The following is a 21,590-nucleotide window of genomic DNA, read 5'->3' on the forward strand; positions in this document are numbered from 1 at the left end:
AAAAACTCTCTATCACTCCAAAATTTCGAAAATACAGCGAAAGCCCAGCCAAGCTTGTGGTGCTGAGTATTCTATCTCTTTTTGAAAGTCTTGGTTCTTCATTTTCCAGCTTCCCCCCATGGCAATGCCTTCCTCAGCGGTCATTTCAGAAACATTGTCATGCAAATGGAAAAGGCCAAGGCTTTCGTCCATCCCCAGAAATACACTCTGAACTTTAGCGTCAGAAGAGAGGACTTTGCTCTTTTTTAGGTCATATTCTTTGTTGTAACTCTCGGCAATTTTATCAATCTGCTTCAGCATTCTCTTGTCTTGGCTCATAAAACGCATGCGTCCCCATTCCGCTGGTGTAGGTAGCCTGAAAACAAAGTCTTTAGGGAATTCCGCTCTTTCATCGGCATCCATTTTGGCAAGTTCCTTTTTAAAAGCTGTAGTTCTCCACTCGCTAAAAGCAACGGCTTGTTGGTAGCTAATCCCTATCATAGGAGCTAGAGCAAATTCCGAAGTTTCGAAAAACTGACTTTCGATTTTTGAAGCTGAAAGTTTGGGGTAAATTTCACTCCAAACTTGCCAGTTGGGAAGTAGGTTTTGGTAAGCTTCGCTGCTTTCTCCCTTTTCCTTCTTTATATCCAAAAGAAAAACTTTATACATACGGCCAGAAACTTCGGTCATATCCATGCAAAGTCTATAATTCATAGACAATGTGTTGGCAGCGCAATTGTAGCGTCCATCTTGATTGCAAGTGTCGCACAGAGGCCGAACCGAATTATAACTTCCGAAGAAGGTTAAAAGAAAGGAAAAAAGGATTTTCATTCGCAGAAATCTACATTCACTTATCACGGATTGGGTGCTCTTTTATGCCGAAATAAAGAAGCATTCAATCCGATTTAAACTTACGAAGAAAATCCTTGAAAAAGATTAGTCTTGTTTCGGTTCAAAAAGTGCGCAAACAGCACCGGCTGGATCTTGAATAAAACAATATCTGCCCATTTCTCCCATTTTACGGATGGCAGTGACTGTTTTTCCTCCAAGCTTTTCGCAGTTGGCTAAGCTTTCGTCCAAATTCTGAACATTGATATACATCATCCATTGGGAAGGGATATCGCTATTGGCTCCTTTCTTATGGCAAATGCCGGCTTTCGGTTCACCATTGGCGCTCATCATGTAATCATCATAATCGCCCATGCTCAGAGGTTCAGCTTTCCAGCCTGTTACTGTTGCATAAAAATCTTTCACCTCAGTGGCGTTAGGAACAGTTAGGTCGAACCAACCTACCGTTCCGAATACAGGTTCTTCTTTATCGCTCATGTTGTAAATGTTTCTTTCAAATGACTAAATGTAGTGTTAAAAAGCACTCATACCAAAGTATGAAAAGCGTGGAATTGCCTTAAAAAGAGGGCTTTATTTTAAAAGGAAATGGTCACCAGTCCATTCTTTTTCTTAGTGCTGTGATGTGAGCAGTGTGATGTTCGCCATGCCAAGCATAAAGAAGAACTACTTTTTTAAGCGCGTAGATTTTGTCGCCTTCTGGGTGAATGTAATATTTCTCCAAATCGGCTTGAGTGAGGCTTTCTAGCAAAGTACTCCAGCGTTGGTGAAGGTTGGTGAGTAACTGAAGCGAAACATCCGTGCTCAAAGTCTTCATATAGGGAAGTTCGGCCCAAGCCTTTTCATTATAAGCTTTGATTTTAGGACTTTCTTCGGTGAGTGTCCAGTGAAAGCGGATATAGGCGTTCATGTGGCTGTCCGCAACATGATGAATCAATTGCCTCACCGTCCAACCTTCAGGCCGATAGGGCGTATCCAATTGTTCTTCTGAAAGGCCTTCTATGGCTGAGGCTAAATGTTTAGGGATTTCCTTTACTTTCTGAATGGCTTGTTGAACTTCCGAATCAGATATTTCTGAAGGAGCGGAAAAATTGCCAATTGGGTATCGTAAATCTTGTGTCATGAGCTAAAAATTATACTGCCAAATTCAATAAAAATAAAGGGCATTTGCTGGTCCGGTTTAGCCAAAAAAGTAGCACCAGAACAGCAAATGTCCTTCAGAGGTTTAAGCTACATTTTGACCCAAAGCGGCCACCCAGATTTCAAACCATTGTTGTCTGGTAAGTTTGGTTTGAAGTGCATCAACTGCTCTTTTCACTCTTTCAATTTTACCGCTACCCGCAATAGGGATGATATTGCCAGGGTGCGCTAAAAGCCACGCATACATGAGTTGATCCATCGGGCAATCCAATTGCTTAGCGATTTTGTAGAGCACGTTTTTAATGGTCAGAATTTTATGTGTTTGTGCCGTAAATACAGCGCCACCTCCAAGCGGAGACCATGCCATTGGTGCCATTCTTTTCTCCATGCACTGATCCATAACGCCATTTTGGAATTGATCTAAACATACAGCCGAGATCTCTACTTGGTTGGTCACAAGCGGGAAGTCAAGATAACTTTGTAGTAAGTTGAATTGAGAAGGCAAGAAGTTAGACACACCAAATTCTTTCACTTTGCCCTGTTCTCTTAGCTCAGAAAATGCTTTGGCTACTTCTTCGGGATTCATAAATGGGTCGGGTCTGTGAATCAACAGCACATCAATATTGTCTCTCTTAAGGTTTTTAAGAGAAGCTTCAGCCGAACTCACAATGTGGTCGTAGCTGGTGTCGTAATGCTTAATGTAATGGTCTGGCTTTTTTGAAGACAAAAGCTTAATGCCACACTTTGTGATGATTTTGAGTTTGTTATTCAATGCTGATTGGCCAGCTAAGGCTTCGCCAAAAAGACTTTCGCAACTATAGTCTCCGTAAATATCTGCATGGTCGAAAGTGTCAATACCCAATTCAAGACACTGTTCAATCAATGTAACTACCTGTTCCTTAGTTAAATTCCATTCAGAAAGGCGCCAAACGCCATGTACAATTCTAGAAATTTCTACCTGATCGCTAAACTTTATTCTATCCATATCGATTTTTCTTAAACGAAGTTTACAAGAACTTTTAAAACTTTGGAACTTTAAGTTTAAAAAAGAGAGACATGCTGAAAATATATCATAATCCGCGTTGCCAAAAGAGCAGGCAAACCCTTCAAATGATTGAAGAAAGTGGCGAAATGGTCACGATTATTGAATATTTGAAAGAAGTGCCTTCAGAAGATCAATTGAAAAGCATTCTTCAGAAATTGGGTATTACTGCAGAGCAATTGGTAAGAAAAAGTGAGCCGATTTATAAGGAGCAGTATAAGGGCAAAAGCCTGACAGAAGATGAATGGATAACCGCAATGGTGGAAAATCCTAAGCTAATTGAACGCCCTATTGTTGTGAAAGATAATAAGGCGGTTTTAGGGAGGCCACCAGAGAATGTGAAATCATTGTTATAAACAAAAAAAGAGGTTGTCTTAAAAGCTGTAGAGGTTATATCAGTTTTAAACTGAAACTCAACCAACTTTTAAAGCAACCTCTTCTGTATTTCTTTAGAAGAAAATCGATTAGATAATCAACATGGCATCGCCATAGCTGAAGAATCTGTATCCTTCTTTTTTAGCTACTTCGTAAGCTTTCATTACATTTTCGTATCCACCAAAAGCAGCGGCTTGCATCAACAAAGTTGATTCTGGCAAGTGGAAGTTGGTGATCAACGAATTACAGATTTTGAATTCGTATTCTGGGAAAATGAATTTGTCTGTCCAAGCTTGGTTGGCTTTCAAGCGGCCTCCAGCAGAAACAGAAGATTCCAGCGCTCTCATAGAAGTTGTTCCTACTGAACAAACTCTTTTTTTGTTGTCAAGCGCCTGATTCACTACATCGGCAGTAGCCTGAGAAATCATGTAGTTTTCAGAATCCATTTTGTGTTTGGTAAGATCCTCAACATCTACCGGACGGAAAGTTCCTAAACCAATGTGTAAGGTTACAGGAACGATGTCCACACCTTTAATTTCCATTCTCTTCATCACTTGCAAAGTGAAGTGCAAACCTGCAACTGGTGCAGCTACTGCGCCTACATTTTTAGCGTAAATAGTCTGGAATCTTTCTCTGTCTTCAGGTTCAGTATCTCTTGGGATTGTTCTCGGAAGAGGTGTTTCGCCTAAAGAGTCAATGGTTTTGTAGAATTCCTCGTCAGTTCCATCGAACAAGAAACGGATCGTTCTACCTCTAGAAGTGGTGTTGTCAATAACTTCAGCTACCAACTCGCCATCTCCAAAATATAATTTATTACCTACTCTGATTTTTCTAGCCGGATCAACCAAAACATCCCATAGGTGCATTTCTTCATTCAGTTCTCTTAGCAAGAAAACCTCGATTTTAGCTCCGGTTTTTTCTTTTTGACCGTACAAACGGGCAGGGAAAACTTTAGTGTCGTTGTTCACGAGCACATCGCCTTCGTCAAAATATTCTACTACATCCTTGAAAATTCGGTGCTCAATTTCACCAGTTTCGCGGTGTAGAACCATAAGTTTGGATTCGTCCCTATTTTCAGCAGGGTATTTTGCGATCTTATCTTCAGGAAGGTCGAATTTAAAGGCTGATAACTTCATTCTTTATATGCTAGCGTTACTGCGTTTTTTCAAATAGCTGGCAAAGATAAGAATAAAAGCGCTAGTGTCATAGGTGATAGCGGTTTATAATTGCCTAGGCTTCAAAACCTTTGCCGTAGTTCATCTTAATCTGAAGGTTGCTCCATTCAGGCAGGTAAAAACCCGATCAATAGTAAGATTGATGTTTTTAACTAAAACGCATTGGTCGCTGTTTACTTTTTTTGATTCTTTGCGTTCGTTATAGTACGAGTCAAAAATTTAAAACGCTACACGTGGGACTATTCTTGAAACTTCTTGGCGAAAGCATCCGATTCGCCTGGCAGGTACTCTCTACCAACTTGCTCAGAACCATGCTTTCACTTTTAGGTGTAACCATTGGTATTATGCTCATTATCGCGGTTTTCACCTTTGTGGATTCGCTTGAGAAAAACATTAAAGACAGTTTGGACTTCCTTGGTTCCAATGTTGTAACGGTCGATAAATTTCCTTTTGGTGATGGCCCAGATCCTAACTACCCATGGTGGAAGTATTTCAGAAGGCCAAACAATAGCTACCGCGAATACGAATTTTTATCTGCCAACCTAAAAAATGCTGCGGCTGTAACCATTGTGGCCAACCGCGCTACAACCGTAAAAAGAAAAAGTAGCAGCATCAGCGGTATTGATATTTATGGAATTACTTATCAGTATCAAGATGTTTACGAAGTCCCCCTTGGGTTTGGTAGATATTTTACTCAACAAGAAATTGAAGGAGGAAGAAGTGTGGCAGTTATTGGCGATGAAGTAGCAAAATCACTTTTCCCCAATAATGAAAACCCAATTGGAAAAGACATTAAGGTCCGCGGTTATAAATTCAGAATTATTGGTGTAATGGAGCGAGAAGGCGAAAGCTTTATTGGTACGCCAAGTAATGACGACCGTGTTTATATTCCTTACAAGGCCTTCACTAAAATGTATTACATCGGAAGAAGATGGGGGATTAATCCATCGATAGCCGTTAAGGGTTACGAGGCAGATATTGGCTTGGTAGAACTTCAAAATGAAATGGAAGGAATGCTGAGAAAAGTGAGAGGTTTGAAGCCTAAAATTGAATCGGACTTTGCCCTAAACAGACCAGAAGCTCTAGTCGATGCGCTTGGTGGAATCTTTGACGTATTGGGTATTGCAGGCTGGATTATTGGCGGGTTCTCCATTTTAGTAGGCGGGTTCGGAATTATGAATATCATGTTTGTTTCGGTTCAGGAAAGAACCAAAATCATCGGTATTCAAAAATCTTTAGGAGCGAAAAACTATTTTATTCTCTTCCAATTTCTTTTCGAATCTATCTTCCTTTGTTTGTTAGGTGGAGCCGCAGGGGTGTTTATCGTATTCTTGCTCACCTTTATCCCAATGGGAAATTTGGAAGTTGTGCTCAGCTTTAAAAACATTTTATTGGGAGTTGTCGTATCCAGTATTATCGGAATAGTTTCAGGAATTATTCCTTCAGCCAAAGCCGCCAGACTTGATCCGGTGGAGGCAATGAGAGCAGCATAGTCTAAGGTTGATTGATAAATCAAAAAGGCCGACTCAGTTTTTTGAGTTGGCCTTTACTTTTTAAGAGGTTTAGCAAGGAATGCTACCCTTTGTAGCTTCCTGGGATATTGCCAAAAGTAATGGCTATTCTATTCCATGAGTTGATTTGGCAAATGGCCAAAACCACATTAGCAATTTGATTTTTGTCAAAATGTAATGCCATTCTATCGTAAGCTTTTTCGATGTCGGCTGGTGAAGCCTGGGCAATTTCTGTGAGCACATCCGTAAGGTTCAGTACCGCCTTTTCTGCTTCGGTATAGCATGGCGATTCTTCCCATGCAGGGAGCAAATACAGTCGGTCAAAAGATTCTCCAGCGTTTAAAGCATCTTTATGGTGCATATCGAGGCAATATCCGCATCCGTTAATTTGTGAAGCTCTGGTTTTAATCAATTCCATCAAACTTTTGGAAATTCCACAGCTTGCTAAATAGCTTTCGGTGTTAAGCATGGCACCATACATGCCTTTGGGCGTTTCTTGGTAACTTATTCTAGGTTCTGTCATGGCTTTTGTGTTTTCTTTTATGACAGTTGTCGAGCATTTGGCGTGACAAATTTTATAAAGAAAGGTGTTCCAGTTTGTCTGGATTTACCATAGTGAAAACCTCTTTGATTTGGTTTTCGGCAATTTCAAAAATGATGCACCGATAAATTTTACCTTCTGCTATATGCACGATTGCAGGTTTGTGGTTCAGTATTCTGAAATGTGTTTGGGTGTTTTTATACCAGTACTTTGAATGAATGGCCTGAAATAGTTTGTAAACATCTGTCTGCCCATAAAGGCTGTTTCGAGAAGCGCTGATCTTGTTTCCGCCATCCGCATGGAAAACCACATCGGTATGCAGAATTTCCATTACCTGATTAACGTCCGCTTTTAAAATGGCTTTAGTCAAGCTCTCTATCAATTGCTCGTCATGTTCTTTTGGAGAGAAATCTTGCTGAAGATTAATTCTGCTTTTAGCTCGCTTTAATAGCTGCCGAGAATGGTCAGCTTCTATTTCTAGTGTTTCTGCAATTTCTTGATGAGTAAAACTAAAGGTTTCCTTTAGAATGAAAACGGCCCGCTCCTTTGGGTTAAGCTGTTCCATAAGCACCAGCAAAGAGTAATTCAAAATGAACTGGCTGTCACTCTGATTGTAAATTTCTTCTTCCGTTAAAATAGGGCTGGGTAGCCAAGGCCCTAAGTACTGTTCCTTTTGAGTTCTTAGTAGCTTTTTATGGTTAATGGCGCGATTGACCACCGAGCGAACCAGATAAGAGTCCGGATTCTCAATGTGAGTTTGCGGCTTTATGAAAAAGTGATTCAACACTTCTTGAACAATGTCTTCCGAAGCTAAGTAGTCGCCAGTAATGTTGTAGGCGAAGGGGAGAAGCCTTGTTTTTTGATTACTGAATTCCGAACTGATAGATTGTTTTCCCAAAACGAAAGAAGCCATAACGATAAACTGAAGGTCAATAATTATGGACAGTTTTGAAAAGGAAGGCGTGACAGAGTGGAACGTTTTTTTGGGAAATAGCGCATAAAAAAACTTCCTTCTTTATTTGGGTTGCCCAAGAAGGAAGTTTTTAATGAGAAGAGAACCGGTATTACTCAGCTGTTTCTACTTCTTCTCCTTTTATTTTTGCCTTGATTTTGGTTTCAAGTTCTTCCATCAATTCTGGATTGTCTTCAATCAAAGATTTTACTGAATCACGACCTTGGCCAAGTTTTTCGCCATTATATGAGAACCAAGAACCAGCCTTTTTCACTACGCCAAGCTCTACGCCCAAATCGATGATTTCACCTGCTTTAGAAATTCCTTGACCGTACATAATATCAAATTCCACAACTTTGAAAGGAGGTGCTACTTTGTTTTTCACCACTTTCACTCGGGTTCTGTTACCCAAAATGTTGTCGGCACTTTCTTTAATTTGGCCTATTCTTCTGATGTCTAAACGAACAGAAGAGTAGAATTTCAAAGCGTTACCACCAGTTGTAGTTTCTGGGTTACCGAACATAACTCCGATTTTCTCACGAAGCTGGTTAATGAAAATACAAGCACATCCGGTTTTGTTGATGGTACCGGTGAGTTTTCTCAAAGCTTGAGACATCAATCGGGCTTGAAGGCCCATTCTTGCTTTCCCCCATTTCGCCTTCTAATTCTCCTTTAGGTACCAAGGCAGCAACGGAGTCAATTACGATAATGTCGATAGCGCCAGAACGAATCAAATGCTCTGCAATTTCCAAAGCTTGTTCTCCATTGTCGGGCTGAGCGATCAAAAGATTTTGAGTGTCAATGCCAAGCTTTTCAGCATAACCTTTATCGAAAGCGTGTTCTGCATCAATAAAAGCTGCTAAACCACCTTTTTTCTGAGCTTCAGCAATGCAATGCATGGTAAGGGTGGTTTTACCAGAAGATTCTGGACCGTAGATTTCAATGATTCTACCCCGTGGAATTCCGCCAATACCCAAGGCAATATCTAAGCCTAGGGAGCCAGTAGGGATAGAAGGAAGGTCAACCACCTTTTCATCACTCAACTTCATAACGGCACCTTTACCGTATGTTTTCTCAAGTTTATCGATGGTTAACTGTAATGCTTTTAATTTTTCGGAATTATCGCTCATTATGGATTGGGAATTTGAATTCGGAATAATCTGTGAAGATAGCTGGATTGGTTTCAATTCACAACCCGAAGCTTTCAATAAATAAGCTTATTTTAGTGCCAATTGTTATGGTGAAAAAGTGGTTTAAAAGAATTGGTTTGGGCTTGCTCGTATTGCTTGTCCTGATTTACATATGGCAGTTTGAACTGGCGAATTATGGCATTATGCAGTTGCGAGGGCAGCTTCATATTGTAAATAATACGGTTCCATTAGAAGAATATATCGAAGATTCGGCTACACCTGATTCATTAAGGCAGAAGGCGCTTCTGGTTGAAGAAATCAGGGCTTATGCCTTCGATTCTCTAGGGATTAATTACTCAGACAATTATACCGAAATCTATGATCAGCAAGGGATGCCATCTATGTATGTGGTTACGGCTTGCGACCGTTTTAGCTTTCGGCCTAAAACATGGAAGTTTCCTGTGGTTGGCAGTTTTCCTTATAAAGGATTTTTCGATCGAGAAAAGGCCATTGCCTTAGCTAAGCAAATTCAGGCAGAAGATAGTTTGGACGTGAATGTTCGAACAGCTGGTGGCTGGTCTACCTTGGGTTGGTTTAAAGACCCGATTCTTTCCAATATGCTCAATCGCTCTGAAGGCGATTTGGCAAGCTTGTTAATTCATGAGCTTACTCACGGAACTCTGTTTGTAAAAGACTCGGTCACTTTCAATGAGAACCTAGCTTCTTTTATTGGCGATAAGGGTGCGGTGATGTATTTGTCTTCTAAGTATGGGGAAAATGCTGCCGTTGTTGAGGAGTATAAAGCAGAGTTGAGCGATGAAATTCTTTTCAAGAATTATATTCTCCATGCCTCAAAAAGTTTGGATTCGCTCTATAAGCAAATGAAAGATTTGCCTATCGCAGAAAAGAAGGAGCTTAAGAAATCCACTATTGATAAAATCCGCCAGAACTATGATACAGTTGGCTTTGCCTCAGATAGATATCGTGGTTTTTTTAAGAACTACAGCCCCAATAACACATTTTTTATGTCTTATTTAAGATATAATTCTCAGCAAGAGCTTTTGGAAAACGAATTAAATTCCAAATTTAATGGAGATTTAAAAGCATATTTAGAGTTTCTCAAATCGAAGTATCCATCGCTATAGATAATAAAATTGGTATGACCTTTGTCAATTGGAGTGTAAAAAAGATAATGCGACAGTTTTTACTCTCATTTTTCTTATTTGCATTTTGTGTTAAAGGCAAGGCCCAAGAAAACGAGTTGGCCAAGGAAAAGGCTTTTCAAGAAGGCGAAGAAGTTGTGCTGAAAGCAACTGTGGGTTTTATAAAAGCAGCCGAAGCCACTTTGAAAGTTAGCGATGTGATTTACAACGTAAATAATCGCCCAACCTACAAAATTGATGTTCACGCCAGAACCGCTGGTGTTTTCGATATATTCTCTTCTGTGAGAGATAACTGGGGTACTTACATGGATACCACCACTTTATATCCTCACCAGTTTTACCGTTATATCGCTGAGGGCAGATTCCGTAAAAATGAAATTCTATACTTCGATCAAGCCAATAAAAAGGTAACCGTAGCCAAGCTTGAAAAGGAGACTAGAAAATTGAAGGAAAAAATCGATCATGACCTTTCTGCGAAAATGCAAGACATGGTCAGTGGGTATTACTACTTGCGTTCTATCGATTTCAATAAAGTAAGTGTGGGAGAAATCATTACCGTCAACACTTTTTTTGATGATAAGGAAAAGCCATTTAGGGTGAAATTTATGGGGCGCGAAGTTATTGATACGAAATTAGGCGATGTTGAAGCGCTTGTTTTGGTGCCTATCATGAAGAAAGACAGCTTGTTTGAAGAAGACAATACTTTAAAAGTTTGGCTTTCAGATGACTTGAATAAGGTTCCGCTAAAAATTCAGGCTAAAATATTCGTTGGATATCTAGAAGTAGAAGTGAAAAGTGTAAAGAATTTACGACATAGGCTTGCTATTGTCGAGTAAATCACTCTTGAATTTAGTCTATACACTTTTTTTTTAGATATCTTTGTTGCTATCGAAATCGACAAACAGGAATTTTTGAAATATGGGTGCTAAGCAAAGCCACAGAGTACTTGTGGTAGACGATGATCCGGATATCTTGGAGCTACTCAAGTACAACCTTGTAAAGGAGGGATACGAAGTGAAAGTGGCCGAGGATGGCAAAAAAGGAGTGCAACTTGCAAAATCCTTTCAGCCTGAATTGGTTCTGCTCGACATCATGATGCCAAATCAAGATGGAGTAGAAACCTGCCGTCAGATGAGGGAATTGCCTGAAATGGCAAATGCTCATGTTACGTTCTTAACGGCCAGAGCCGAGGAGTATTCAGAAGTAGCTGCTTTTGATGCAGGCGCTGATGATTACATCACCAAGCCAATCAAACCAAGAGCCTTGATGAGCCGAATCAGTGCTCATTTCAGAAAGGAGAAAAAGAACAAATCAATTCCAAAAGTAGTAGTAGGCGATTTGGCTATCGATAAATCGAGCTACACTGTGTCTATTGGTGACGATCAATTTACATTGCCTAAAAAGGAATTTGAATTGCTTTATTTCTTAGCACAAAACCCAAACAAAGTTTTCAGTAGAGACGATCTGTTGCAAAACATCTGGGGAACTGATGTATACGTATTGGCCAGAACGGTTGATGTTCACATCAGAAAAGTGCGCGAGAAAATTGGTGATGGCTATATTACTACCGTTAAAGGGGTTGGCTACAAGTTCGAAACCAATTAGTTATGATATTTAATTCCAAGGCAGTTGCCCTGCTGTTGGCCATTTTGGTTGGCCTGCTCACAAGCGCGTTTCTGTCTTTGGTAGCAGATATTTCTGTTCAGGCTCTCATGGTTGGGGGCCTTATTTCATTTGCTACAACTTATTTGTTCGCCTACATTATTTTCGAGTTTCTGGTTTTCAGAGAAATCAGTAGAATTTATGAAGCGCTGAATAAAATTCGAAAAAAGGACTTTTCTTTTATCGAAGATGAAGAGGACAGAAAATACCTTAATCCGCTAAAACGGATCAATCAAGAGATATATACCTATGCGGCTGGGCGCCAAAGAGAAATTGAAGACCTTAAGAAAATTGAGGCTTTCAGAAGAGAGTTTTTGGCCGATGTAAGTCACGAGCTTAAAACCCCGGTTTTCGCAGCGCAAGGTTTTGTGCATACTTTGCTGGATGGCGCGATTGACGATAAAAAAGTCAGGACCAAATTCTTGAAGCGTGCCGCAAGAAGTTTAGATAATTTGGATGCGCTCATCCATGACTTGCTCACGTTGTCGCAAATAGAAACTGGAGAATCCAAAATGCATTTTGAGCATTTCGATCTGATCGAAACAGTGAAAGAAGTGCTGGAGCAATTCGAAAATAAGGTGGAAAGAAAAGGTTTGATCATGCGATTGGATCAGGAATACAACCATCCTATTTTTGTTTATGCTGATTCTGATAGAATCTATCGGGTGCTCACCAACTTGGTGTCGAATGCAAACAAATACACCGATGAGGGTGAAATTGTATTGGGTTTCGATATTTCAGGCGATTACGTGACCACCTACGTTAAAGATACTGGGCAAGGCATTCCGCCAGAACATTTGGGCCGAGTTTTTGAACGTTTCTTCAGGGTAGAAAAAAGCCGTTCGAAAGGTAGGCAAGGCGGCACGGGTCTTGGTTTGGCCATTGTTAAGCACATTATGGAAGCTCACAATTCCAAAGTGAGCGTAATCAGTACAGTAGGCAAAGGCTCAACATTTAGCTTTAAACTGCCAATATCAAAGGCTTCCGAAGTAGAAGAGCAAGAAGTAGACGATTTTGAAGAGATAGCCGAATAATTTTCGGAAAGACCCCAAGAGTTTCATGAAAATTAAGTTTGAAGATTTAGTCTGTTACGAGAATGACCATTTTCTAGTGGTGAATAAACCACCGTTTATGGCTTCTTTGGAAGATAGAAACGACCCGCAAAATGTTCAAAAACTAGCGAAGGCATATTCTGAGCACCTTTCAGTTTGCCATAGGTTGGACAAGGAAACCAGCGGCTGTTTACTGATTGCTAAAAGTGCAGAAGCCTATCGCCATGCCTCCATTCAATTTGAGAAAAGAACGGTAAAGAAGGTATACCATGCTTTGGTTGATGGTCATTCTGAATTCAGAGATCAAGAAGTGGTTTTGTCTATTCTTCCTCTGGAAAAGGGAAAAGTGGTTATTAACCGGGAAAAGGGAAAAGAGGCCGTTACCTACTTTAGTACATTAGAAAACTTCAGGCAACATTCATTGGTAGAATGCCGCCCGGTTACTGGGCGAATGCACCAAATCAGAGTGCATTTGGCTACTTTAGGTTCGCCCATTATCAATGATGAAATGTATGGCGGAAAGGAGCTTTTTCTTTCTCAGCTGAAAAGAAACTTCAACATCGGAAAATACGAAGATGAAAGGCCAATCATTCAGCGTTTTGCATTGCATGCCTATGCGTTAACTTTCGATAATTTTTCTGAACAAATTACTGTAAAAGCAGATTACCCTAAAGACTTCGCGGTGCTATTAAAGCAGCTGAGAAAGTTTAAGTAATCTGATACCAATGCACTATCGTTTTTTAATTTTTGCAGTCATTTTTATGGTTGCCTTTTCTGCTTATGGCCAATCTTTAGGCACGCTAAGGGGCTACGTAAAAGATGCTCGAACAGAAAGCCCACTTCCCGGAGCAACCGTTCGCCTTTTAGAAACCAACCAAGGAGCCGTTACCGATGCCAATGGTTTTTTTGTGATTGAACAAATTGCTACCAAGGCTTATAATGTCGAAGTACGTTTTCTGGGATACGAAACTCAGGTTAAGTTTAATGTGATCATTCGTTCCGCAGGTAATGCCGATCTCATTTTTTCTTTGAATGAAGAAGCGGACGAACTTGAAGCAGTAGAAGTTGTGGCGAGCCCTTTTCCCAATAAAATTGAATCCTCAAATTCAATCCAGAACTTATCCCGAGAGGAGATTGCTACTTACCCAGGTGGAAATAATGATATCGCGAAAGTGGTTCAATCTTTACCCGGTGTTTCGGGTTCAGTGGGCTTTCGGAATGATGTCATTATTCGAGGTGGAGGCCCCAGTGAGAACGTCTACTATTTAGATGGTGTCGAAATACCAAACATTAATCATTTTGCTACTCAAGGCAGTGCTGGCGGTCCAGTAGGGCTTTTGAATGTTTCGTTTATTGAAGATGTAAGCTTGAATACAAGTTCTTTCGCTGCCCGGTATGACAATGCATTGTCGGGAGTTTTGCAGTTCAATCAGCGTGATGGGAATTCCAGAAATAGGAACCTGAATTTCCGTTTAGGGGCAAGTGAAGCCGCTTTGACTTTTGAAGGTCCGTTAGCCTTGCCTAAAGAGAATGAGCAAGCAAAAACTACATTTATCATTTCTGCGAGAAGATCTTATTTGCAGTTTTTATTCAAGTTGATCGATCTTCCTTTTCTGCCCAATTATTGGGATTATCAGTATAAGGTCAACCATAAGATTGACGATAAAAATGAGATTTCTTTAATCGGGATTGGTTCTATTGACAATTTCAGTATCAACAAGCCTAGTGATATTACCGAAGAGCAAAAAGCAACTTTAGATCAAATTCCAATCATTCAGCAATGGACATCTACAGTAGGCCTGAGTTGGAGGCATAAAATGCCCAATGGATACATGAAGGCGGTTTTGAGTGGGAATGTGCTCAACAATAAATTTCAGCGTTACGCGGACAATGAGAATAAATCGGGTTTACTGTTTAATAACGATTCACGAGAAACAGAACAAAAGTTAAGGGTGAATTTCACTCAATTTGGAGCAGCTTGGCAGTGGGATTATGGCTTTTCTGTGCAACGTGGTGAATATCAAAATCAGTCTTCCGATGTCTATTACAACCGTTACTTCAGCTCTCAAATTGATTTGATGAAGTATGGTGTCTTTCTTCAATCGTCCAGAAGCCTGTTCAATGATAAACTTGATGTTTCGCTAGGCTTTCGCATGGATGTAGACTTTTTTACAGAAAAAGCATGGAATCAAATGGCCCATTTCTCGCCAAGGCTTTCGTTATCCTATTTGTTGGCCGAACGCTGGAAATGGAATGCATCTTTTGGTCGATATTATAAAATTCAGCCATACACGATTTTGGGTTTCAGAAATAATCAGGATGAACTTGTGAACCAAAATTCTGACTATACGAGGTCGGATCATTTTGTTACTGGCGTTGAATTTTTGCCAAGACTTTCTACCCGTTTTACTTTAGAAGGCTTTTATAAGCGTTATAACTACTATCCGGTTTCGGTAGAAAATGGCGTTTCCTTGGCTAATCTAGGTGGTGATTTTGAAGTTTTGGGGAGTGAGAATGTCACGACATCGGGTAAAGGAAGAACTTATGGCGTAGAGTTTTTAGCTCAACAAAAGCTTAATAAAAACTTCTATGGTATTCTGGCCTATACCTTATTCTGGAGCAAATACACAGATTTGAATAATACGGGATACCAACCCGCTTTGTGGGATAATCGGCACCTATTGAGCTTCACGGGTGGTTATAAGTTTGGCAGAAATTGGGAGTTGGGTGTCCGAAATCGTTTTTTGGGCCGCGCACCATTCATTCCTGTGAATGAACAAGCCACAGAAGATGTATATCCGACAATCGTTTATCGCTACGATCAAATTGGGCAGCAAAGGTTAAAGGCCTACAATTCTTTAGATGTTCGGATCGATAAGAAATGGAATTTGAAAAATTGGTCACTCAATGTGTATTTGGAGGTCACCAATTTACTGGGAAGTGATTTGCCTCAATCGCCTCAATATGGCCTCGATCTTGATGATAATGGTGAAGTAGTAATGCGCAGAAGATTAATTCAAATTGAAGAGGCGAACAACAGTAGCACGATTCCTACTTTTGGTGTGGTCATCGACTTTTAAGAGCCAGTTATTTCAGCCCAATAATGTAAGCTTCAAACTTGTCCTTTTCAAATTTGACCTTCTTGCGCCTAGCGATCTTCAATCCATAACCTGTTCCTGCTAAAAGGCCAGCTACTGCGGTTGTTCCTGCGTCTAGAGAAAAATTTCGGCCATCTACAACGGTTGTGTTAAAAAGGTCTATTGCTAAAAGTCCAATTCCCAAAGTAGGTAGAAGCGTTTCAGAAACTTTAAGAGCTTTAGATCTGTTAGATTCTGCATTTCTCACATCTAATTCCGCAAGATCATTAAGTCGAATTAGGTTGTTTTCCATAGCAATTGTACTATCAGCAAATTCGGTAATCCGATCAGTGAAGTACACATCTATGCCTTTTTGTTTGTACACAATTTCAGAGCCAACAAAGTACTCGTACTTGCGCATCGATCCTTTTTTTCTTACCACCAAATAGGTCTGTGAAAAGGCCTCAGAGGTAACAAAAAGGCATAGAATAATTAAGGGCCATTTGAGTTTCATAGGCCTGCAATTAAATGAAAAAACTGGTTAAGGAATGTTAAAGCTTAAATTTTAAGTGTCCAGTTAAATTTATCTTCAACTTGTCCAGTTTTGATCTTATCCAATTCAGCTAGCACTTTGTTAGAGAATTTTCTTTCTTCAATTGGGCCAAGGTCAAAGGTTTCGTCTTCAAAGCCGATTTGAGCAATGTGAGCAATCGTAGCAGCGGTGCCAACGCCAAATGCTTCTTGCAATTGACCGTTTCTAGCAGCTTCAACGATTTCTTTAACGGCTACTTTGCGTTCTTCCACTTTCATTCCCCAATCTCTGGCCAAAGTAAGTACGCTATCTCTGGTAATACCTTTCAGAATGGTGCCGCTCGCAGGAGCTGTAATCAAGGTGTCGTTGATGATGAACATAACGTTCATGGTGCCTGATTCCTCAATGAATTCGTGGTCCTTCCCGTCAGTCCAGATCAATTGATCAAAGCCTTTTTCTTTGGCCAATTTGGCTGGGTACAAGCTTGCAGCATAATTTCCACCAGCTTTAGCAAAACCAGTTCCTCCTTCAAAAGCTCTAGAGAATTTAGTTTCGATTTTCACTTTAACCGGAGCCGAATAGTAGGCACCAACAGGACAAGTGATAATCATGAATTTGAAGCTTTCAGATGGGCGAATGCCGATATATTCGTCCGTAGCGAACACGAAAGGTCGAATGTATAGAGAAGTACCAGGGACAGAAGGTACCCATTGGCTATCTAACTTTACAAGTTGAGTGAGAGCTTCCATAAAAAGAGACTCAGGAACTTCTGGAATACACATTCTTTCCGCTGAAATATTTAGCCTTTTGGCGTTCATTTCAGGTCTGAAAAGAAGAACTTCTCCATTTTCATTTTTGTATGCCTTTAAGCCTTCAAAAACTGTAATGGCGTAATGCAAAGTTGTATTTGCTGGGCTTAAAGAAAGATTTTGGTAAGGTACAATCTGAGCGTTTTGCCATTCTCCATTTTTGTAATCGGCCACAAACATGTGGTCGGAATAAATTTTGGCAAAAGGAATATTATGTACGTCAAGGGTATCTATTCTTGACTGGCTCACCTGCTCAACTGAAATATCGATTGTATCTATCATATGCCAAAATTTTAAATTGAATTAAAGAACAATGCACCCAAAATACAAAAAACCGAAACTTACTCAAACGATTGTCAGCCAATAATGCTTTGCTTTGAGTGCTCTTTAAAAGCGTGAGGTAAAATTATAATTCTTTATTTGTAAGAAAATCAGAATTATGTTTGGTGAAGAAAAAGAATCTTCTCTAAGGGCGGAAGTTTTTTGGGGAAAGCTCCAAATGAGAATGGTCAGTAAAAAAACTTAAAATTTTATAGTTTTTTTCGAGGTTCCCATTTAACCTCTTCGGCATTCAATTCTTTGGCCATTTTTCTGCCGAGTACAAAAAAATAATCCGAAAGCCTGTTGAGGTATTTAATAGCTAAGGCATCAACTTCTGATTCTTCGTTGAGCGCAATTGCAATACGCTCTGCTCTACGACAAACGCAACGTGCCAAATGCGCAAAAGAAACAGATTGATGTCCTCCGGGAAGAATGAAATTTTTTAGTGGCTCTAAATCGCCTTCCATTTCATCCATTTTATTTTCTAGTAAAGTGATGTCTTCTTCTCGAAGATCGGGTTTTACTACTTTGTCTTTGCCAGGTTCGGTGGCAAGTTCGGCTCCTAAAGTAAAAAGCCTATCCTGAATTTCTTTCAGAACCTCTTTTCGGTTTTGATTTACAGGCTGATCCCTTAGTAAACCAACATAAGAGTTTAGCTCGTCTACAGTCCCATAGGCTTCAATACGTACGTGTGCCTTAGAAACACGAGCACCACCTAGCAAAGAGGTGGTGCCTGAATCACCAGTTTTGGTATATATTTTCAAAATCGCTTATGCGTTTTCTGCTTCTTGTGCTTGTTTGAAAGGATTTCCTCTGGTAGGATTTGGGTTGTGAACGTCAGTTTCAATCAAACCGTCTCTTAGTCTTACAATTCTGTGTGAATACTGAGCAATATCGTCTTCGTGCGTTACCATGATAATGGTGTTTCCTTTATCGTGAAGGTTCGCGAAAAGGTCCATGATGTCGTAAGAAGTTTTGGTATCCAAGTTACCTGTTGGCTCATCGGCAAGGATGATAGAAGGATCGTTTACCAAAGCTCTTGCAATCGCAATTCTTTGACGCTGACCACCAGAAAGCTCGTTTGGCTTGTGGTGTGCTCTTGATGCAAGGCCTACACCTTCAAGTGCAGCCATAGCTTTTTCTTCTCTTTCCGCTTTTCCGTAACCCGCATAGATCAATGGAAGCGCTACGTTTTCAAGAGAAGTTGCTCTTGGTAAAAGGTTGAAAGTCTGGAATACGAAACCAATTTCTTTGTTTCTCACCTCAGCCAATTCGTTTTCTGTCATGTCACTTACATCCTGACCGTTTAGGACGTAACGTCCGCCAGAAGGAGTATCCAGACAGCCAATCATGTTCATAAGTGTAGACTTACCCGAACCAGAAGGCCCCATGAAGGAAACATATTCTCCTTGTTTGATTTCAATGGTTACCGATTTTAAGGCGCGAATGGTCTCGCTTCCCATTTGGTAAATTCTGGATATGTCTTTGGTTTGTATAACGGTTTTCATACTCGTAGGACGGATGTATAATCAATAAAGTTTAACAGAAGACTAAAAAAAAACGCTATGGTTTAATCCATGGCAAAACAACGCAATAATAAAGGTGTCACAATCTTTATTCCTTGAACGGATGTTGAATCGGATTGAAGGCCTTTTGAAAGATTCAAAATCAATTAGTTGAGTTTAACGGCTACCCTAATTGTTGGGTTGAATATTCAGCGATCTTTCAGTCCTTTCTATTTTTCTTTGCTCAAAAGTTTGTCTTACTCTTTCAAAATCAGCTTCAGAAACCAAGGGTTTCAATTCCTCTAAGGCGTTTTGGCCTACAGCGCTTAAGCCCACTTCCACACTCTGATAAATAAATGATTCGAATAAAGGAATGCTGATATTATTCAAAGAATGCGCTTTTTGTAGCAGTTCGTAAACTAGTTCTTCGTCAGTCTTTACACTGCGAAGCTCTTCAATGGCTTTAATGGTTAAATCATCTTTAAAAGCATTTTTGGAAGCCAAGGCAGTGAGTTTCTCTATTTTTTGCTCTTGATTAAGCGAAGACTTTTCTGTTTGATATGTCTTCCATTCTGTTTCTAAGCCATTGGCTACTTGGTCTATCTGCCGATCTTTCAAATCGAGATAAGTAGCTGCAATGATTTCTGTATCGAAATTATAGCCTTTGGCATCGGCTAAAAACACAATGCCCAAATTCATAGCGCCTTGGTGATAAGCCCACAATGCCTTAATATAACTATATAGGCCAGCCTTGCTTCCATAAGAGGCTATCATGTCGTTAAGTAAAAGCACAGCTTCATTTACCTGCCCAAGTTGATAAAGCTGAAGAGCCTTGCCCAGTTTTAAATAATCGTAAACCGAGACATTTCGCGGATAAGCCAAATAATAATCCAAAGCTTTGATGATCTCTTCCGAGTTGCTTTGCGCATTTAGTGAGGTATTGTATAAGTAATAAAGGTCATCTATCAAGAGGAATGAATCCTTTGCCAATTCCATATTGAAATCTACGGCTTGATATGTTGCATTGGCCAAAGCCTGTCTATTGGTTTTGACTTTTGGGTCGGTGTATTTGCTAGTTTCTGAAAGGACAGAATCTATATTCAGGCTTTCTTTTAGGCTTAAATCCAGCGCCAGATAATTGCTGGCAATTGTGGTTGAATTGTCTATTTCGTATGCCTTTTGCATGAGCAAATACGCAGTGTCTAAATGTTTGAATTCAAAATGAGCAATGGCTAAGCTGTTCAATACTTTTTCATCTTCATTTGAATTCTTCACCTCTTTTAGGTGCAAAAGCTTATTGAAGAGCTGCCCTTTGTCGTTGTAGTATTGGCTGAGCGCTAAATCTGGCTTATGGTTTTTGCTTCGAATTGAAGCCGTTTCAAATTTCTTGATAGCTTGTGCCGAACTGTTTCCTTGCTTTTCTAGCATAGCCAAACTGTAATTGGCTTTTACCGAAGCATAGTCATAGAATATCGCCTGACGATAATATTGAGCCGCCAACAAGTCGTTTTCGGTATGTTCGGCCAGTTCTCCCAAAGCATTGTATTGCCCGGCCCTTAAGTGGTAATAAGGTTTGTAATTGAGGAAGAAGAGCATACCAACCATGAATACAATAGCTGCAATTCGACCAGTAAGTAACGGGGCTCTTTCGCCTTTGAAGAAGTTTTGCCAAGCTGGCTCATTTGCCATTAAGTATGGCGTAAAATTCATAAAGCAATAGATATAGTAAACTACGGCAAAAGCTAAATGTGAAATGATAATCGAAATGTGAATACTATTGATTAGACTATCATTAGCGGTAATTTCCGTGTAGGCGATAATCATTAAAGTCAGTGCCGAAAAAGCTGGATACAACATCCTTCTGATTAAGCGAGTTGGTAATTCGCTCTCTACAATTTCTAACTTCAAATTGATTACGAAATATCCAGAAACCAATGTGATGGCCAATATCAGATAAGGATGAATTAGGATAAGGTCGAAATTTAAATCGCCCGTCATGTTCAAAAACAGAAGCACCAAAAGCAGAATGTAAATTGCGCCAATGATTAGAAAATGGACCAAACCGTTCTTGCCACTTGGTGCATTTTGGGTAGCGATTTTGAATAGATAAAAGCAATTGTCTCCTGCTACAAAAATCAAGAAAAGTCCAGCTAGTGTCAGTGGGGCAAAAATCCCAAAGGCAGTCCAAACGAACTGAGATTCAAGTACAGGAGAAAGCCACAAACAAAGGCTTGTAAATAAAATGAAGATCAAAAAGGTAATCGAAAAACGGAATAGAAAGCTCGCATTTTGATTAAAACTGTTTAAATAATACGTGCAAGCTAGTAGCAGACCAATAAAGATGTATGTCAGGTTATTGTTAAAAAGAGCTAGTTCATCCAGTCCAAAATTGATGGAAACGAAAACCATAATTCCGGCAGAAACCAAATACCAAAACCGCTCTAGGTAGGTAATGACAACGGAAATCAGAACAAATGCAAATAAGGTTAGGCCCAAAAGGGCGTATTGTGGCCAAGCCAAAAACTGATAATGGCCAGTTTTGAACTGTGTCCAGCTGGTGATTTGGTCCAGTTGAAGGCCGATGGGTTTGCCTTCAATAGTGAAATACTCTAAGAAGAGCGGGGATTTGATGTATTCGGTGTCGGTAAACCAAGGCAGGGTCCACGAGTTGCCCACAATCAAGGTTAAAATGACTAAAACAGCCGAAGCAATGGCAAGAGTGCCACAAACTTGGCTCAATACTTTTATGAGCGAATTATCCCTTTGAGTGTTCAATGT

20 protein-coding genes and 1 pseudogene are annotated in these 21,590 nt (G+C 40.0%); 8 read left to right on the forward strand and 13 right to left on the reverse strand.

Features of this window, described 5'->3' with window-relative positions; genetic code table 11:
- Positions 1 to 12: 12 nt before the first annotated feature.
- The 4 genes from ACXACJ_RS00440 to ACXACJ_RS00455 all read right to left on the reverse strand — a co-directional run bounded on the left by ACXACJ_RS00440 (position 13) and on the right by ACXACJ_RS00455 (position 2,950).
- Positions 13 to 810 carry an SUMF1/EgtB/PvdO family nonheme iron enzyme gene (locus ACXACJ_RS00440; protein ID WP_475132291.1) on the reverse strand — a complete coding sequence of 266 codons (798 nt, stop codon included), beginning with the start codon at positions 808 to 810 and terminating at the stop codon, positions 13 to 15.
- Positions 811 to 915: 105 nt separating this feature from the next.
- Complete coding sequence (locus ACXACJ_RS00445; protein WP_475132292.1) at positions 916 to 1,305, reverse strand: VOC family protein; 390 nt, start codon at positions 1,303 to 1,305, stop codon at positions 916 to 918.
- A 112-nt stretch (positions 1,306 to 1,417) separates the two neighbouring features.
- On the reverse strand, positions 1,418 to 1,948 hold the full coding sequence (locus ACXACJ_RS00450; protein ID WP_475132293.1) for a YfiT family bacillithiol transferase: 531 nt from the start codon (positions 1,946 to 1,948) through the stop codon (positions 1,418 to 1,420).
- A gap of 102 nt (positions 1,949 to 2,050) precedes the next feature.
- A complete protein-coding gene (locus ACXACJ_RS00455; protein ID WP_475132294.1) occupies positions 2,051 to 2,950 on the reverse strand; it encodes an aldo/keto reductase in 900 nt (299 codons plus the stop codon).
- 71 nt (positions 2,951 to 3,021) lie between these two features.
- On the opposite strand from ACXACJ_RS00455, the gene arsC reads away from it, so the two are divergent.
- The gene (arsC, locus tag ACXACJ_RS00460; RefSeq protein WP_475132295.1) at positions 3,022 to 3,363 is read left to right on the forward strand and encodes an arsenate reductase (glutaredoxin); all 342 of its coding nucleotides are present in this window, start codon (positions 3,022 to 3,024) and stop codon (positions 3,361 to 3,363) included.
- A gap of 108 nt (positions 3,364 to 3,471) precedes the next feature.
- Here the strand turns inward: arsC and queA are convergent, their stop codons facing one another.
- Complete coding sequence (gene queA / locus ACXACJ_RS00465) at positions 3,472 to 4,518, reverse strand: tRNA preQ1(34) S-adenosylmethionine ribosyltransferase-isomerase QueA (RefSeq protein WP_475132296.1); 1,047 nt, start codon at positions 4,516 to 4,518, stop codon at positions 3,472 to 3,474.
- 272 nt (positions 4,519 to 4,790) lie between these two features.
- Between queA and ACXACJ_RS00470 the strand changes: the two genes are divergently transcribed.
- A complete protein-coding gene (locus tag ACXACJ_RS00470) occupies positions 4,791 to 6,050 on the forward strand; it encodes an ABC transporter permease (protein WP_475132297.1) in 1,260 nt (419 codons plus the stop codon).
- Positions 6,051 to 6,132: 82 nt separating this feature from the next.
- Here the strand turns inward: ACXACJ_RS00470 and ACXACJ_RS00475 are convergent, their stop codons facing one another.
- The 3 genes and pseudogenes from ACXACJ_RS00475 to recA form a co-directional block, all read right to left on the reverse strand.
- Positions 6,133 to 6,591 carry a carboxymuconolactone decarboxylase family protein gene (locus ACXACJ_RS00475; protein ID WP_475132298.1) on the reverse strand — a complete coding sequence of 153 codons (459 nt, stop codon included), beginning with the start codon at positions 6,589 to 6,591 and terminating at the stop codon, positions 6,133 to 6,135.
- A gap of 52 nt (positions 6,592 to 6,643) precedes the next feature.
- Positions 6,644 to 7,522: a sigma-70 family RNA polymerase sigma factor gene (locus ACXACJ_RS00480; RefSeq protein ID WP_475132299.1), complete on the reverse strand. Its 879-nt coding sequence runs from the start codon at positions 7,520 to 7,522 to the stop codon at positions 6,644 to 6,646.
- Between the two features lie 151 nt (positions 7,523 to 7,673).
- Positions 7,674 to 8,691 (reverse strand): annotated as a pseudogene (gene recA, locus ACXACJ_RS00485) (recombinase RecA).
- Between the two features lie 107 nt (positions 8,692 to 8,798).
- Between recA and ACXACJ_RS00490 the strand changes: the two are divergent.
- The 6 genes from ACXACJ_RS00490 to ACXACJ_RS00515 all read left to right on the forward strand — a co-directional run bounded on the left by ACXACJ_RS00490 (position 8,799) and on the right by ACXACJ_RS00515 (position 15,648).
- Positions 8,799 to 9,836: an aminopeptidase gene (locus ACXACJ_RS00490; protein ID WP_475132300.1), complete on the forward strand. Its 1,038-nt coding sequence runs from the start codon at positions 8,799 to 8,801 to the stop codon at positions 9,834 to 9,836.
- 47 nt (positions 9,837 to 9,883) lie between these two features.
- Positions 9,884 to 10,690: a DUF3108 domain-containing protein gene (locus tag ACXACJ_RS00495; RefSeq protein ID WP_475132301.1), complete on the forward strand. Its 807-nt coding sequence runs from the start codon at positions 9,884 to 9,886 to the stop codon at positions 10,688 to 10,690.
- 82 nt (positions 10,691 to 10,772) lie between these two features.
- Entirely contained in the window at positions 10,773 to 11,459 is a 687-nt protein-coding gene (locus ACXACJ_RS00500; RefSeq protein WP_475132302.1) for a response regulator transcription factor, read from the forward strand.
- A 2-nt stretch (positions 11,460 to 11,461) separates the two neighbouring features.
- Entirely contained in the window at positions 11,462 to 12,550 is a 1,089-nt protein-coding gene (locus ACXACJ_RS00505) for a sensor histidine kinase (RefSeq protein WP_475132303.1), read from the forward strand.
- 25 nt (positions 12,551 to 12,575) lie between these two features.
- Positions 12,576 to 13,283 (forward strand): RluA family pseudouridine synthase, encoded by a 708-nt coding sequence (locus ACXACJ_RS00510; RefSeq protein ID WP_475132304.1) that lies wholly within the window; start codon positions 12,576 to 12,578, stop codon positions 13,281 to 13,283.
- A gap of 46 nt (positions 13,284 to 13,329) precedes the next feature.
- Complete coding sequence (locus ACXACJ_RS00515) at positions 13,330 to 15,648, forward strand: TonB-dependent receptor (protein ID WP_475132305.1); 2,319 nt, start codon at positions 13,330 to 13,332, stop codon at positions 15,646 to 15,648.
- A gap of 7 nt (positions 15,649 to 15,655) precedes the next feature.
- Here the strand turns inward: ACXACJ_RS00515 and ACXACJ_RS00520 are convergent, their stop codons facing one another.
- From ACXACJ_RS00520 to ACXACJ_RS00540, 5 genes are all read right to left on the reverse strand, one after another.
- Entirely contained in the window at positions 15,656 to 16,159 is a 504-nt protein-coding gene (locus ACXACJ_RS00520) for a hypothetical protein (protein ID WP_475132306.1), read from the reverse strand.
- 44 nt (positions 16,160 to 16,203) lie between these two features.
- Positions 16,204 to 17,268 carry a branched-chain amino acid aminotransferase gene (locus tag ACXACJ_RS00525; RefSeq protein WP_475132307.1) on the reverse strand — a complete coding sequence of 355 codons (1,065 nt, stop codon included), beginning with the start codon at positions 17,266 to 17,268 and terminating at the stop codon, positions 16,204 to 16,206.
- A 248-nt stretch (positions 17,269 to 17,516) separates the two neighbouring features.
- Positions 17,517 to 18,071, reverse strand: a complete 555-nt coding sequence (locus ACXACJ_RS00530; RefSeq protein WP_475132308.1) for a cob(I)yrinic acid a,c-diamide adenosyltransferase — start codon at positions 18,069 to 18,071, stop codon at positions 17,517 to 17,519.
- 6 nt (positions 18,072 to 18,077) lie between these two features.
- Complete coding sequence (locus tag ACXACJ_RS00535; protein WP_475132309.1) at positions 18,078 to 18,815, reverse strand: ABC transporter ATP-binding protein; 738 nt, start codon at positions 18,813 to 18,815, stop codon at positions 18,078 to 18,080.
- Between the two features lie 186 nt (positions 18,816 to 19,001).
- Complete coding sequence (locus ACXACJ_RS00540) at positions 19,002 to 21,587, reverse strand: tetratricopeptide repeat protein (RefSeq protein WP_475132310.1); 2,586 nt, start codon at positions 21,585 to 21,587, stop codon at positions 19,002 to 19,004.
- Between the last annotated feature and the right edge of the window lie 3 nt (positions 21,588 to 21,590).

It is taken from the genome of Roseivirga sp. AWQ4_251 (assembly GCF_056158225.1).

What these genes read in the sequence shown, in the direction of transcription:
- ACXACJ_RS00440 (WP_475132291.1), bottom strand. Translation starts at nt 810, where the DNA reads ATGAAAATCCTTTTTTCCTTTCTTTTAACCTTCTTCGGAAGTTATAAT.
- ACXACJ_RS00445 (WP_475132292.1), bottom strand. Translation starts at nt 1,305, where the DNA reads ATGAGCGATAAAGAAGAACCTGTATTCGGAACGGTAGGTTGGTTCGAC.
- ACXACJ_RS00450 (WP_475132293.1), bottom strand. Translation starts at nt 1,948, where the DNA reads ATGACACAAGATTTACGATACCCAATTGGCAATTTTTCCGCTCCTTCA.
- ACXACJ_RS00455 (WP_475132294.1), bottom strand. Translation starts at nt 2,950, where the DNA reads ATGGATAGAATAAAGTTTAGCGATCAGGTAGAAATTTCTAGAATTGTA.
- arsC (WP_475132295.1), top strand. Translation starts at nt 3,022, where the DNA reads ATGCTGAAAATATATCATAATCCGCGTTGCCAAAAGAGCAGGCAAACC.
- queA (WP_475132296.1), bottom strand. Translation starts at nt 4,518, where the DNA reads ATGAAGTTATCAGCCTTTAAATTCGACCTTCCTGAAGATAAGATCGCA.
- ACXACJ_RS00475 (WP_475132298.1), bottom strand. Translation starts at nt 6,591, where the DNA reads ATGACAGAACCTAGAATAAGTTACCAAGAAACGCCCAAAGGCATGTAT.
- ACXACJ_RS00480 (WP_475132299.1), bottom strand. Translation starts at nt 7,522, where the DNA reads ATGGCTTCTTTCGTTTTGGGAAAACAATCTATCAGTTCGGAATTCAGT.
- ACXACJ_RS00490 (WP_475132300.1), top strand. Translation starts at nt 8,799, where the DNA reads ATGGTGAAAAAGTGGTTTAAAAGAATTGGTTTGGGCTTGCTCGTATTG.
- ACXACJ_RS00495 (WP_475132301.1), top strand. Translation starts at nt 9,884, where the DNA reads ATGCGACAGTTTTTACTCTCATTTTTCTTATTTGCATTTTGTGTTAAA.
- ACXACJ_RS00500 (WP_475132302.1), top strand. Translation starts at nt 10,773, where the DNA reads ATGGGTGCTAAGCAAAGCCACAGAGTACTTGTGGTAGACGATGATCCG.
- ACXACJ_RS00505 (WP_475132303.1), top strand. Translation starts at nt 11,462, where the DNA reads ATGATATTTAATTCCAAGGCAGTTGCCCTGCTGTTGGCCATTTTGGTT.
- ACXACJ_RS00510 (WP_475132304.1), top strand. Translation starts at nt 12,576, where the DNA reads ATGAAAATTAAGTTTGAAGATTTAGTCTGTTACGAGAATGACCATTTT.
- ACXACJ_RS00515 (WP_475132305.1), top strand. Translation starts at nt 13,330, where the DNA reads ATGGTTGCCTTTTCTGCTTATGGCCAATCTTTAGGCACGCTAAGGGGC.
- ACXACJ_RS00520 (WP_475132306.1), bottom strand. Translation starts at nt 16,159, where the DNA reads ATGAAACTCAAATGGCCCTTAATTATTCTATGCCTTTTTGTTACCTCT.
- ACXACJ_RS00525 (WP_475132307.1), bottom strand. Translation starts at nt 17,268, where the DNA reads ATGATAGATACAATCGATATTTCAGTTGAGCAGGTGAGCCAGTCAAGA.
- ACXACJ_RS00535 (WP_475132309.1), bottom strand. Translation starts at nt 18,815, where the DNA reads ATGAAAACCGTTATACAAACCAAAGACATATCCAGAATTTACCAAATG.